The sequence below is a fragment of the Pseudidiomarina terrestris genome, from assembly GCF_030466375.1.
Taxonomy (GTDB): Bacteria; Pseudomonadota; Gammaproteobacteria; order Enterobacterales; family Alteromonadaceae; genus Pseudidiomarina; species Pseudidiomarina terrestris.
Window position 1 is genome coordinate 277,986 of record NZ_JAGGJE010000001.1, and the last position, 13,501, is coordinate 291,486.

At 51.5% G+C, this 13,501-nt stretch carries 11 protein-coding genes and 1 riboswitch; of the genes, 9 read left to right on the forward strand and 2 right to left on the reverse strand.

What is annotated here, in order from left to right; genetic code table 11:
- Positions 1-77 precede the first annotated feature (77 nt).
- On the reverse strand, positions 78-566 hold the full coding sequence (locus tag J6J28_RS01330; RefSeq protein ID WP_301719483.1) for a pilin: 489 nt from the start codon (positions 564-566) through the stop codon (positions 78-80).
- 170 nt (positions 567-736) lie between these two features.
- Positions 737-848: riboswitch (cyclic di-GMP riboswitch) on the reverse strand.
- A gap of 81 nt (positions 849-929) precedes the next feature.
- Positions 930-1,850, reverse strand: coding sequence for a carboxylating nicotinate-nucleotide diphosphorylase (gene nadC, locus J6J28_RS01335; RefSeq protein ID WP_301719484.1), 921 nt, complete (start codon positions 1,848-1,850; stop codon positions 930-932).
- Between the two features lie 141 nt (positions 1,851-1,991).
- Between nadC and ampD the strand changes: the two genes are divergently transcribed.
- The 9 genes from ampD (at position 1,992) to J6J28_RS01380 (ending at position 13,465) form a co-directional block, all read left to right on the forward strand.
- Complete coding sequence (gene ampD, locus J6J28_RS01340; RefSeq protein ID WP_301719486.1) at positions 1,992-2,591, forward strand: 1,6-anhydro-N-acetylmuramyl-L-alanine amidase AmpD; 600 nt, start codon at positions 1,992-1,994, stop codon at positions 2,589-2,591.
- Positions 2,592-3,428, forward strand: a complete 837-nt coding sequence (gene ampE, locus J6J28_RS01345; RefSeq protein WP_301719488.1) for a regulatory signaling modulator protein AmpE — start codon at positions 2,592-2,594, stop codon at positions 3,426-3,428.
- A gap of 131 nt (positions 3,429-3,559) precedes the next feature.
- On the forward strand, positions 3,560-4,306 hold the full coding sequence (pdhR, locus tag J6J28_RS01350) for a pyruvate dehydrogenase complex transcriptional repressor PdhR (protein WP_301719489.1): 747 nt from the start codon (positions 3,560-3,562) through the stop codon (positions 4,304-4,306).
- A gap of 18 nt (positions 4,307-4,324) precedes the next feature.
- Complete coding sequence (gene aceE, locus J6J28_RS01355; RefSeq protein WP_301719490.1) at positions 4,325-6,994, forward strand: pyruvate dehydrogenase (acetyl-transferring), homodimeric type; 2,670 nt, start codon at positions 4,325-4,327, stop codon at positions 6,992-6,994.
- 21 nt (positions 6,995-7,015) lie between these two features.
- Positions 7,016-8,863: a dihydrolipoyllysine-residue acetyltransferase gene (gene aceF, locus J6J28_RS01360; protein WP_301719491.1), complete on the forward strand. Its 1,848-nt coding sequence runs from the start codon at positions 7,016-7,018 to the stop codon at positions 8,861-8,863.
- Positions 8,864-8,952: 89 nt separating this feature from the next.
- Positions 8,953-10,383, forward strand: a complete 1,431-nt coding sequence (gene lpdA / locus J6J28_RS01365; RefSeq protein ID WP_301719492.1) for a dihydrolipoyl dehydrogenase — start codon at positions 8,953-8,955, stop codon at positions 10,381-10,383.
- 213 nt (positions 10,384-10,596) lie between these two features.
- Positions 10,597-10,881, forward strand: coding sequence for an encapsulin-associated ferritin-like protein (locus J6J28_RS01370; protein WP_126763758.1), 285 nt, complete (start codon positions 10,597-10,599; stop codon positions 10,879-10,881).
- A gap of 112 nt (positions 10,882-10,993) precedes the next feature.
- Entirely contained in the window at positions 10,994-13,069 is a 2,076-nt protein-coding gene (locus tag J6J28_RS01375) for a M13 family metallopeptidase (protein WP_301719495.1), read from the forward strand.
- Between the two features lie 21 nt (positions 13,070-13,090).
- Positions 13,091-13,465, forward strand: a complete 375-nt coding sequence (locus tag J6J28_RS01380; protein WP_301719496.1) for a hypothetical protein — start codon at positions 13,091-13,093, stop codon at positions 13,463-13,465.
- Positions 13,466-13,501 lie beyond the last annotated feature (36 nt).

A 13,501-nucleotide genomic window follows, 5' to 3' on the forward strand; every position in this document is an offset into this window, starting at 1 on the left:
TGATTTACATCTTCTTTTTCAAGAATAGAGGTCCCAAGCCATAAAGCTTGGGACCCAAGGAACTTACACAAAAGACGTTAGCTTGCATTCGTTCCTGCAAGCGCCAACGCAGCGGCCTCAGTCTGAGTACAACCATCTACGCGAGTATCCGCACCTGTATCAGAACAACCGATCTCCCAGTTGAGATTTGAGCTGTTGCCAATAGTTGGTGCTAACGTAACACCGATATCGCCTCCGCCTTGGGCTTGAGCTTCCAATGTCGCCGTAATTACGCCGTCAGTTGCGGATGCTGCTTTCAAACCATTTACTACGCCTGCAGCAGTAATTGCTGCTGGAATTTGAGCGGTCGCGTTTGAGCTGGAGCAACCAGCTAATGCTCCAGTTTTCTGGTAACATAGCGCTACCGCAGTTTTATAAGAGTTAAGAGCAGCCAGGCCAGTGCTCGCCTTCGCACGCTGCGTATAGTCAGAATAAAGTGGAATGGCGACGGCCGCCAAAATACCGATGATTGCTACTACAATCATCAATTCGATTAAGGTAAAACCTTTTTGTACTTGCGCTTTCATGTCAAATCTCCCGAAAGGTACGATAGTATTCAATTATAATTGTTGTACGGTGTGGCATTCCCTTGTTGGTATTACACACCAACAACAACAAACTCTGCATCAGCCGAAAGACTGTGGTTGCGCTTTGCGACCGTGAAAGCCGAAATAGCCACTCCATCCACCAGACTTTAGCCTGCAGCCCCGCTATCCGCCAGTACCTTTACGTTAAAAGGTCAGAAAAGGCACCGGTAGGGACCGGAGGTTTTGCGTCACCGCCTCACAACGGTTTTGCCTTTTAAAGCAATTGCCTGGCATTCCACAGACTAAACCTGCGGATTGCGCACTGCTTAGTAAACATAGCAGATGTAAGGGTTTCGTCAATAGTTAGACATCTGAAATGCGCAGAGAAAGATCGACCGCTTTTATGTGCTTGGTAAGCGCGCCCGAAGAAATGTAATCAATTCCGGTACTTACTAAGGTCTCTAGCTGATCTCGGACGATATTTCCAGACACTTCAATACGAACATTTTTTGACTTCAGCTTAACAGCGCTACGAATATCCTCATAACTGAAGTTGTCTAACATGATAATATCCGCTCCGGCAGCCATCGCAGTCTGATACTCTTCCAGGTTTTCGACCTCGATCTCAACGATTTTATCGGGGTTTAAACGGCGGGCTTCCTTAATCGCTGCGTCAATCGACCCACAGGCCATGATGTGATTTTCTTTGATCAAATAGGCGTCATAGAGACCGACGCGATGATTACTGCCACCGCCACAGACCACTGCGTATTTTAACGCGGTGCGAAGGCCCGGAATGGTTTTGCGGGTATCAAGTAACTTGGTCGATGAACCCGCTAAGAGTTCAACGTAGCTGGCGGTCGTAGTCGCTACCCCTGACAGGGTCTGTAAAAAATTAAGCGCGGTCCGCTCGCCAGTGAGTATGCTGCGGGCAGGGCCACGCAATTCACACAGCAGAGTGTTAGCGCTGACGCGGTCGCCATCGGCAACCTGCCACTCGATCCTGACGTCATCACCCAGCTGGCGGAAAACTTCATCGACCCATGCCGTGCCGCAGATCACTGCATCTTCGCGGGTAATGATGCGGCCATGCGCTTGCTGGCTGGCCGGAATCAGTTGCGCGGTAATGTCCAGCGCGCCACTTTGCTCATTTGTCAGTTCACCTTTTGTCAGTTCACCTTTTTTCAGTTCATCTAGGGGACCGTTTAAGTCTTCGGTAAGGGCGCGCGTGACCATGTGTTGGCGGTCGGCGGCAAGAAGTTCAGGCTGTACACGAGTATCCATGATGAACGGTCTCTCTGTTGGTGACTCTGGTGATGATGTTGTGGTCGTTCAGGAAAGCGCTTATTGTAATGGGTCGCCGCGGGGGTGACAATGGCAGGCTCACGGATAACGTCGACAACAAGTGGAAAGCAGAAGCCGCACATGAGCACAGACAAAACTGAATCTGACCCGAACGCTAGCATTAATAACGGTAAGTACCGGGATGCCGAGCAAAAGCTGTCACCGCATCATGATCAGCGCAGTGACCCGACCGATATCAGTGTGCTGGTGGTGCATGGCATAAGTTTGCCTGCCGGTGAATTTGGGCAGCCCTATATTGACCAGCTTTTTATGGGCACACTGGATCCCGAGGCGCACCCGACCTTTGCTATTCTTAAAGGGCTGAGAGTCTCAGCCCACATGGTAATCCACCGCGACGGACGCATCGTGCAATATGTCCCATTTCATCTGCGCGCATGGCACGCGGGTATCTCGCACTATTGTGGGCGCAGAGGCTGTAATGACTTCGCGATTGGGATTGAGCTTGAGGGAACGGACACCGAGCCCTACACTAAAGAACAGTATCAACAACTTGCGCGGGTCGCCGCAGCTCTGGTAGAGCATTACCCCGCGTTGACAGCGCAGCGGATTGTTGGCCATCAGCACATTGCGCCGGTACGTAAGACCGATCCGGGCCCAGCTTTTGATTGGCAGCATTTTAAGCAGCTTGTGAACCAGCAGCTGCATAGCGAGGATGATTAAATGCAATTATTGGCGATTTTATTGGCGTACTCGTTAGAGCGCTCCGTGACCTTGAGTCGCAATCTGCATTGGCGCCGCATTGTGCTGCGCTGGCAGCAATGGCAGGCTAAGAAAACCCAGCTCGGCGGTGACTCGCAGGAAAAAATTTCAGAATGGCGGCAACACCTGCTGGGCGAGGTGGTATGGGCCATACTGCCGGCCTTGATCATTACTTTTGTGGTGTTGCTGGTCGACTCCTTCCTGTTGTCTTTTGTCGTTGGCGTACTTGCTTTGCTGGCCTGCATGCAATGTGGGCAGGCGCGCAAAGCCTATAAAGCCTACCTCGAAGCTGCCAATCTGGGCGATACCGGTGCCACCGCCGAGCAACTACGGCAGATACGCCGCGCAGCGGGCGTTCACGACGCTGCTCCGGTTCACGATTTACTGGCATGGATCCATTTACGCTATTACTTTGCACCGCTGCTTTATTACGTGTTGTTTGGTATCTTCGGGGTGCTCGCTTATGCCACATTGCGCGATATGAAACACCCGCACAGCAAAGCCTGGACACAATTGCAGCTGATCATCAACTGGCTACCGACCCGCATCATGACCTTTGGCTTTTTAATGGTGGGGAACTTCGGCAAGGCGCTGCCGGTATGGCTGAGTTCAGTGGGCAATACTCCGCAAAACAACTTTGCTGCATTGAGTAAGGTTGCAGCGGCAGCCGAACAGCTGGAACCGGGGCATGAGGATGATGTGACCTCAACTGCTCTGACCACTGTTGCACTGCTAAAGCGTAACCTTCTGTTTTTCATCGTCTTGTTGGCAGTAATGACGATTGCGGGCTGGTTCTGATGAATTAATGTTTGGGTTCATGCCTGAACTAGTCTAAAATACGTTTGGTAAGACCAATGCACCACTGTTATCGAGGCACATCGCCGCCCAGAGACGTGGGGCCAGAATCAATCTGCTAAGGTTCTTAATGAATGGCATTTGACCGCATACAACCGACCAAACTGTCCGACGTCATCATGCAGCGCATTGAAGGCATGATTGTTGATGGCACGCTAGAAGCTGGCGCGCGTTTGCCGTCAGAGCGTGATCTTGCCCATCAGTTTTCGGTGTCGCGGCCGAGTTTGCGCGAAGCCATTCAAAAATTAGAAGCTCGCGGTTTACTTGAGCGACGTCAAGGCGGCGGCACTTATATTTGCGATAACATGCAGAAGCGCGTGGCGGAGCCACTCCTGGAACTGCTAACACAGCACCCTGAATCGCAGTTCGACCTGCTGGAGTTTCGCCACGCGCTCGAGGGTATTTCTTCTTATTATGCCGCGATGCGTGGCACCCCAACGGACATTGCCCGTATTGCCGAGAGCTTTGCCGCGATTCAGCAGGACGATGACGCGGAACTCGCCGCACAAGCGCATGCACTCAACGAATTCAACCTGCGCATCTGCGAAGCATCGCATAATGTGATCCTCCTGCACCTGGTGCGGAGTATGCAGCCACTGTTAGAGAAAAACATTCAGCAAAACCTGCACGACCTGTCACACAAAGCTGGCGTCATGCAACAACTGCACGAACACCGGCAGCACATTGTGACTGCCATTTCAGCTGGCGAGCCCGAGCAAGCGCGCGAAGCTTGCCATCAGCTGCTAGCCTATATTGAACACGCGTTATTGACCTCCAACCGTGAACAGTCACGGATTCAGCGGTCACTGCGCCGAACGTAAACTGGGTAAGGATAGAGTATGACTGACCATTTGAAAGACGACCTTGATCCACAGGAAACACGCGAGTGGCTTGACGCCCTCGAAGTCGTGTTAGAAGAAGATGGCCCGGAGCGCGGTCATTTCCTGATGGAATCATTGATTGAGAAAGCGCGTCGCAGCGGTGCCTATCTGCCGTATGCGGCCACCACCGCTTACTTGAATACCATTCCGGCAAGTCAGGAACCGACCATGCCTGGTGACCAGAGCATGGAAGCCCGTATCCGTTCGGCGGTTCGCTGGAACGCCTTGGCCATGGTCTTACGTGCCTCGAAAAAAGACTTGGAGCTTGGCGGTCATATTTCGAGCTTTGCCTCATCAGCGATGATCTACGATGTGGGCTTCAACCACTTTTTCCGCGCGCCGACTGATAAAGACGGCGGTGACTTCCTGTTTATTCAGGGCCATGCCTCACCCGGCATCTACGGCCGTGCGTTCCTGGAAGGTCGTATCAGCGAAGACCAGCTCAACAATTTCCGTCAGGAAGTTGATGGCGAAGGTGTGAGTTCTTACCCGCATCCAAAACTGATGCCTGAGTTCTGGCAGTTCCCAACCGTATCTATGGGTTTAGGCCCGATTCAGGCGATTTATCAGGCGCGTTACCTGAAATACCTGACCGACCGTGGTATTAAAGATTGCTCTAACCAACGCGTTTACTGCTTCTTAGGGGATGGCGAAGTCGATGAACCAGAAAGCTTAGGTGCGATTGGCCTGGCGACTCGCGAAGGTCTGGATAACCTGACCTTTATCGTCAACTGTAACTTGCAGCGCCTTGACGGTCCTGTTCGTGGTAACGGCAAAATCATCCAGGAGCTGGAAGGCACCTTCCGCGGCGCTGGTTGGGAAGTGATCAAAGTGATCTGGGGTCGCTACTGGGATCCGCTGCTGTATCGGGATACCGAAGGCAAGCTGGCGCAAATCATGCAAGAGAGCGTGGATGGCGAGTACCAGAACTATAAAGCTAAAGGTGGCGCCTACACGCGTGAACACTTCTTTGGCAAAACCGAAGAAACCAAAGAAATGGTCGCCAACTTGTCCGATGAAGACATCTGGCGTCTGAACCGTGGTGGTCATGACCCGGTTAAGGTTTACGCGGCGTACCACAAAGCGGTTAACACCAAGGGCCGGCCACAGGTTATTCTTGCTAAAACCGTGAAAGGATACGGCATGGGCTCGGCCGGCGAAGGTAAAAACATCGCCCACCAGGTCAAGAAAATGGACATGGATGCGATCAAGCACTTCCGTGACCGCTTTAACATTCCAATTAAAGACAGCGAGTTGGAAGATATCCCACTGTACAAATTCCCGGACGACAGCCCGGAAATGAAGTACATGCGCGAGCGTCGTGAATCGCTTGGCGGCTACATGCCAGTGCGTCGCCCGAACACCGACGTCGAGCTGGAAATGCCGGCTCTGAAAGCCTTTGAGTCGGTCTTAAAAGGCTCAGGTGATCGTGAGATCTCAACTACCATGGCATTTGTGCGGGTCCTGAACTCACTGTTGAAAGACAAGAAAATCGGCAAGCGCATTGTGCCGATTATCCCAGACGAAGCCCGTACTTTTGGTATGGAAGGCTTGTTCCGTCAAGTGGGTATTTACTCCAGTCAGGGCCAGAAATATGAGCCGCAGGATGCGGATCAGGTTGCCTATTATCGTGAAGATAAAGAAGGCCAGGTGCTCCAGGAAGGTATCAACGAACTGGGTGCGATGGCGTCATGGGTAGCGGCAGCGACGAGCTACTCGACCAACAACGAACCTATGATTCCGTTCTACATCTATTACTCGATGTTCGGATTCCAACGTGTGGGTGATTTGGTCTGGGCCGCAGGCGACAGTCAGGCCCGTGGCTTCCTGATTGGCGGTACCGCCGGTCGTACCACGCTGAACGGCGAAGGTTTGCAGCATCAGGACGGCAGCAGTCACCTGTTGTTCAATACCGTGCCTAACTGTGTAACCTATGACCCGACCTTCGGTTATGAAGTTGCGGTCATCGTGCAAGATGGCTTGCGGCGCATGTACGGTGAGCAGGAAAACGTCTTCTACTACCTGACGGTCATGAATGAAAACTACCAGCAACCGGAAATGCCTGAGGGTACCGAAGAAGGCATCATCAAAGGTATCTACGAACTGGAAGAGCATAAAGCTAAAGGCTCTAAAGGTCAGGTACAGTTGCTGGGCTCGGGCACCATTTTGCAGCAAGCGCGCAAAGCCGCACTTATCTTGTTGGAGCAGTACAACGTATCGTCAAAAGTGTACAGCGCGACCTCGTTCAACGAACTGGCTCGTGACGGTATGGATGTGGATCGTCACAACATGCTGAATCCAGGCAAGAAAGCTGAAGAAGCTTATGTGACCAAAGTACTCAGCAAGGCCAAGGGGCCAACCATTGCTGCCACGGATTATCAGAAGCTTTATGCTGACCAGATCCGTGCCTGGATACCGACGCCTTACCGCGTGTTGGGTACTGATGGCTTTGGTCGTTCAGACAGCCGCGAGAACTTGCGTCGCCACTTTGAAGTAAGTGCCGAGTATATTGTAGTGGCAGCCTTAGCAGAACTCGCCAAAGCCGGGGATATCGATAGCAAAGTAGTGGCCAAAGCCATTAAGGATTTCGATATCGACACTAGCAAAATCAACCCACTGTACGCGTAAGCGACGGGAGCGGAGACAAACATGGCAGATGCAAAAGAAGTGCTCGTCCCCGATGTGGGCGGCGAAGAAGTCGAAGTTATTGAAATTATTGTCAGCAAAGGCGATAGCGTTAACGCTGAAGACGGTTTGATCACCGTAGAAAGTGACAAAGCGTCGATGGACATACCTGCGCCTTTCGCTGGTACCGTGAGTGACATCAAGGTCAGTGTCGGCGACAAGATCAGTGAAGGCGATTTGATTGCGATGATCGAGGCTGCGGGTGAATCGGATGATTCATCTGATGATTCGTCCGATGATTCTGGATCTTCGTCGGCTGACGCCGGTGCATCTTCTGATGAAGGTGCAGAAGGGGCAGACCGCTCCGGGTCTGACCCGGACTCTGATGATTCATCCGATGATTCTGGATCTTCGCCGGCTGACGCCGGTGCATCTTCTGATGAAGATGCAGAAGGGTCAGCCCCTTCCGGGTCTGACCTGGAGGGCGGTGAGACCAAGGTTATTGACGTCAAGGTGCCGGATATTGGTGACGACGGTGAAGTGGATGTGATTGAGGTGCTGGTCAGCGTCGGTGACACCATCGAAAAAGAAGATGGCTTGATCACGCTGGAAACCGACAAGGCCACCATGGACGTACCTAGCCCGCAAGCGGGTACGGTGAAATCCGTGGAAGTGAGTACCGGCGACAAAGTGAAAGAAGGCTCGCTGGTGATTACTTTGGAAGTTGCAGATGAGTCTGGTGGTAAGAAGTCTGAAGATAAGAAGGCTTCTGAGTCTAAGCCGGCTGAATCTGAGTCTTCAGGCTCTAAGCCGGCTGGCGCCGGTGCATCTTCTGACGAAGATGCAGAAGGGGCAGACCGCTCCGGGTCTGCCCCTGGGGCGGGGGAGCGTAAAGCGCCGCCAGTGCCTGATCATCCGCTCGACAAGAAAGGTAAAGCAGAAGGTTTAGCCTATGCTTCACCAGCGGTGCGTCGTTTAGCCCGCGAGTTTGGTGTCGATCTGAACCAGGTCAAAGGCTCTGGCCGCAAAGACCGCATCCTCAAAGAAGACGTGCAAGAATACGTGAAGTATGAGCTGTCACGTCCGAAAGCGACCTCATCAGGCAGCACCTCACAAGGTGCGGGTGGCTTGCAGGTGATTGCACCACCAAAAGTCGACTTCAGCAAGTTTGGCGAAGTCGAAAAAGTACCGATGTCTCGCATTCAGAAGATTTCTGGTCCGAATCTGCATCGCAACTGGGTCACCATCCCGCACGTCACGCAATTTGATGAAGCGGATATCACCGAGCTTGAAAACTTCCGTAAGCAGGAAAACAAGCTGCAGGAGAAGAAAAAAGACGGCGTGAAGATCACCCCGTTGGTGTTCATCATGAAAGCCGTTGCCAAAGCGCTGCAGGAGTACCCGCAATTCAACTCGTCGCTGCATGAAGATGGCGAGCACCTGATCATGAAGAAATACATCAATATCGGGATTGCGGTGGATACCCCTGGTGGCTTGGTAGTGCCGGTCATTCGTGACGTTGATAAGAAAGGCATTTATGAGCTTTCTGAAGAACTCATTGATGTCAGCACGCGGGCTCGTGACGGTAAGCTGAAAGCGCAGGACATGCAGGGCGGTTGTTTCTCAATTTCCAGCCTGGGCGGTATTGGTGGTACAGCGTTTACCCCGATTGTAAATGCACCGGATGTCGCTATCCTTGGGGTTTCGAAAAGTGAAATGAAACCCAAATGGAACGGCGATGAATTTGAGCCGCGGTTAATGTTGCCAACCAGCTTGTCTTACGACCATCGTGTCATTGACGGTGCGGTTGCGGCGCGCTTTAGTGTGTATCTGTGCAACGTGTTGTCAGATATCCGTAAGATGATTCTATAAATTAAACAAATCGTGGCGGGGCTGCTATAATGCGCCCCGCGCGAAAGTTAACCGAATTCAACGAAATTCTACGAAAGTAAGAGGTCGTCATGAGCAAAGAAATTAATGCCCAAGTGGTCGTACTCGGTGCAGGCCCCGGTGGTTACTCAGCTGCATTCCGTGCTGCTGATTTAGGTTTAGATACTGTACTTGTTGAGCGTTACAGCACCCTTGGTGGGGTCTGTCTGAACGTGGGTTGTATCCCATCCAAAGCCTTGCTGCACCTTGCTAAGCATATTGAAGATGCGAAGCACATGGACGCTGAGGGCGTTGAGTTTGGCGAGCCTAAAATCGACCTCGACAAAATCCGTAAGCACAAAGAGAAAGTTGTCGGTCAGTTGACTGGCGGTCTTGGGCAAATGTCCAAAATGCGTAAAGTGAAGGTCGTTACGGGTAACGGCGAGTTCGCCAGCGATAAGCAGCTGAAAGTAAAAGATGACGATGGTAATGAAACTGTTGTTAACTTCGAGCATGCCATTATTGCGACCGGTTCACAATCGATCAAACTGCCTTTCGTACCTCATGACGACGAGCGTGTCTGGGACTCGACAGCGGCACTTGAGCTGCGCTTCATTCCTGATCGCATGCTGGTTCTTGGCGGTGGTATTATCGGTCTGGAAATGGGCTGTGTGTACAGTGCTTTAGGTTCGAAAATCGACGTGGTCGAAATGACCGAACAGCTGATCCCGCCAGCAGACAAAGACATCATCAAGCCTTTCACTAAGTCAATGAAGAGCAAGTTCGACAACATCATGTTGAACACCAAAGCTGCTAAAGTGGAAGCCAAAAAAGACGGTATTCACGTCACCTTTGAAGGCGATAACGCCCCTGACAAGCCAGTTAAATATGATGCAGTTCTGGTTGCTGTGGGCCGTGCGCCAAACGGCAAGAAGATTGCTGCCGATAAAGCTGGTGTGAAGGTCACTGACCGCGGTTTCATCGAAGTCGACAAGCAAATGCGTACCAACGTGAAGAATATTTTTGCGATTGGCGATTTGATTGGCCAACCGATGCTGGCGCACAAAGCTGTCCACGAAGGTCACGTTGCTGCGGAAGTTATTTCTGGCAAGAAACACTACTTCGATCCGAAAGTGATTCCATCGATTGCTTACACGGATCCAGAAGTTGCGTGGGCGGGTCTGACTGAGAAAGAAGCTAAAGAGCAAGGTATTGAGTACGATACAGCGGTATTCCCGTGGTCAGCTTCTGGTCGAGCCATCGCACAAGGCGCAACAGACGGCATGACCAAGTTGATGTTCGACAAGAACAACCGCATCATCGGTGGCGCTGTGGTAGGTAGCAACGGTGGTGAATTGATGGGCGAAATCTGTCTCGCTATCGAAATGGGTTGTGACGCAGAAGACATCGCGCTTACTGTCCATGCTCACCCAACCCTGCACGAATCTGTAGGACTGGCGGCGGAAGTGTTTGAAGGCTCAATCACCGACCTGCCAAACAAAAAAGCGAAGAAGAAGAAGTAGGCCGTAGTTCTGGTACGGGTCTAATTCTCGTACATCACGACACTTCGAACAAAACACCGCGATGGCTCAGCCACCGCGGTGTTTTTTTTGCGACCAAAACTGATCATTTCAAGATACATACCATAGCATTCCAGTTGTATAGCTGCGGCGCATCCCGTAAGGTAAAGAGGTGCTTCGCAGAAAGACTTTTTAACAAAAGAAAAGGAGCGAGTTATGGCGAATGAAGGTTATCATGAACCCTACGAGTTACTTTCGGACGAAACCCGTGACATGCACCGTGCCCTGATTTCCCTCATGGAAGAGCTGGAAGCTGTGGATTGGTACAACCAACGCATTGACGTCTGCAAAGATGATGAGCTCAAGAAAATACTGATTCACAATCGTGATGAAGAGAAAGAACATGCGGCCATGACCCTGGAATGGATTCGTCGCCGTGACAAGAAGTTTGATGAACAATTGAAAGACTACCTATTCACCGACGACGTGATAGGACATTAACAACGAAGCCGTTACTGGCCATTCGAGATCAGTGATTAGATTGGGCTGGAAGTATTTCACCCTTAACTGCTATCGAATGGCCAAAAACGCTCCTGAATTTTATGAGGAAGTTATGCGTAAAGTGAGTACTTTGGCCCTAAGTGTGGCCCTGGCCCTTGGTGTTGCAGCATGTTCGCCGCAAAACCAAACCGAAACTGCGAACGAGCAAGCTGCTGAGCAAGTACAGCAGCAGTTAAGCTCAGGTTTGGACATGAACGACTTCAACACTGAAGTTCGCCCACAAGACGACCTGTTTACCTATGTCAATGGCGGCTGGGTTGAGAGAACCGAAATTCCTGCGGACCGGTCACGGGTGGGCTCATTCAACGAACTGCGTGACGAAAACCAGGAACGCCTGCGTAAGATCATTGAAACCGCTGCGGCCAGTTCACCAGAGCCAGGCTCCAACGCTGACAAAATCGGTGACTTCTTCAATAGCTTTATGGACGTCGAGCGTCTGAATAACCTGAGCTATCAGCCCATCGCTGGTGACTTAGAAGCGATCAGCAAGTTGCAGAACCATGATCAGGTGGCTGCCCAGTTTGCACAACTCGCACGTCTGGGTGTGAGTTCACCCTTTGGTTTTTATGTCTACGCTGATGCGAAAAATCCTGATGTGAATACCATGTACATGTCGCAAGCCGGTTTGGGTTTACCGGACCGTGATTACTATCTGAAAGACGAAGAGAAGTTTGTCGAAATTCGGGAGGCCTATCAGTCTTACATCGCCGACATGCTGACTCTGGTTGGCTATGACGCAGAAACTGCGACAACGGCAGCCGAGAAAGTGCTTGAGCTTGAAACCAAATTGGCCGAAGTACAATGGAGCCGGGTCGAGAGCCGTAATGCTGATAAGACCTACAACAAAAAGACCATGGAAGAAGTGCAGGAGTTGCTGGGTGCATTTAACCTAGGCGCTTACACCGAGGCCGCTGGTATTGCAACGGTGCAGGAAGCTGTAGTTCGTCAACCTTCGTACTTCGAAGACTTCGGTGGCATGTTCGAAAATGTACCGCTGGATACCTGGCAGCACTACATGAGCTTGCGTCTGGTCAGCAATTTTGCCAATGCATTAAGTGAAGAGATCAACGACCGCCAGTTCGCGTTCTACGGTAAAGTTCTGCGTGGTACGCCGGAGCAGGAGCCTCGCTGGAAGCGTGGTGTTGATGCCGCTGATAGCGCCTTAGGTGAAGTTCTTGGTCAGTTGTACGTTGCCGAGTATTTCCCACCCGAAGCGAAAGATCGGATGGAGACTCTGGTCGATAACTTGATCAAAGCTTATGGCGAATCCATTAAAGAACTCGAGTGGATGAGCGAAGAAACTAAGCAAAAAGCCTTGGAAAAATTGAGCAAGTTCACTCCTTATATCGGTTATCCAAGCGAATGGCGCGATTATTCAGCGTTGGTCGTAGCGGAAGATGATCTGGTAGGTAACTACAAGCGCTCTGCTGAATTTGACTATCAGGAAAACATCAGCAAAATCGGTGAGCCGGTAAAAGCTGAAGACTGGGGTATGACGCCGCAGACGGTAAATGCCTACTACAGCCCGGTACGTAACGAGATCGTGTTCCCGGCGGGCATCTTGCAGCCGCCATTCTTCGATATGAATGCTGAAGATGCAGTGAACTATGGTGGTATTGGTGCCGTTATCGGTCACGAGATCGGTCATGGTTTCGATGACCAGGGTTCAAAATACGATGGCGACGGCAACCTGCAAAGCTGGTGGACCGATGCTGACCGTGCAGCTTTTGATGAGCGCGGTGCGCAATTAGCGGCACAATACGGTACTTATGAGCCACTTGAGAATGTCTTCGTTAATGGTGAGTTAACTCTTGGCGAAAACATCGGTGACTTAGCCGGTTTAACCATTGGTTACCGTGCCTATGTCGACTCACTGAATGGCGAACCTTCGCCAGTACTTGATGGTTTCACGGGTGAGCAACGCGTATTTCTGGGCTGGGCGCAAGTCTGGCAGACCAAGCAACGTGATGAATACACGCGCAACCAGGTGTTGAGCGACCCGCATTCACCAGCGTATTACCGTGTGAACGGAACAGTTGTGAATGTACCAGCATTTTACGAAGCTTTTGACGTCAAGCCAGGTGATGATCTGTACTTGCCGCCAGAAGAACGCGTGACTATCTGGTAAGGAATAGGTTAGACTGTCGCCATGAAAGCATTTCTTTGGTTGATTATTGTCTCATTACTTCTGGTGCCGCTCGCGGCGCCAGTTGCTGCTGCGTCCGCGTCGTTCGCGGATGTCGCGAGTGAGACTGTGGTCAGCCATCATGCTGACATGGCGGCGGATCATGCCTGCTGTGATGAATCGGTAAAGGCGCAAGCTGCGTCTTTTGCCGCGCAAATGGATTGCGATGGTAGCTGTGGCGATTGCCAGCACCATTGTGGCGCCAGCGCCTTAGCGCTGCTGCCAAGTTTTACTTCAGCCGCACCTGCCAGTGAGCAAGGACAGTGGCTACTCCCTTCACGTCATTTATTAACCCGTCAGGATCGTCACGATCGTCCCCCAATGCCTGCAAACAGCTGATTAAACCTTTTTCAGTTTTTATTGCAGGAGTAAGTT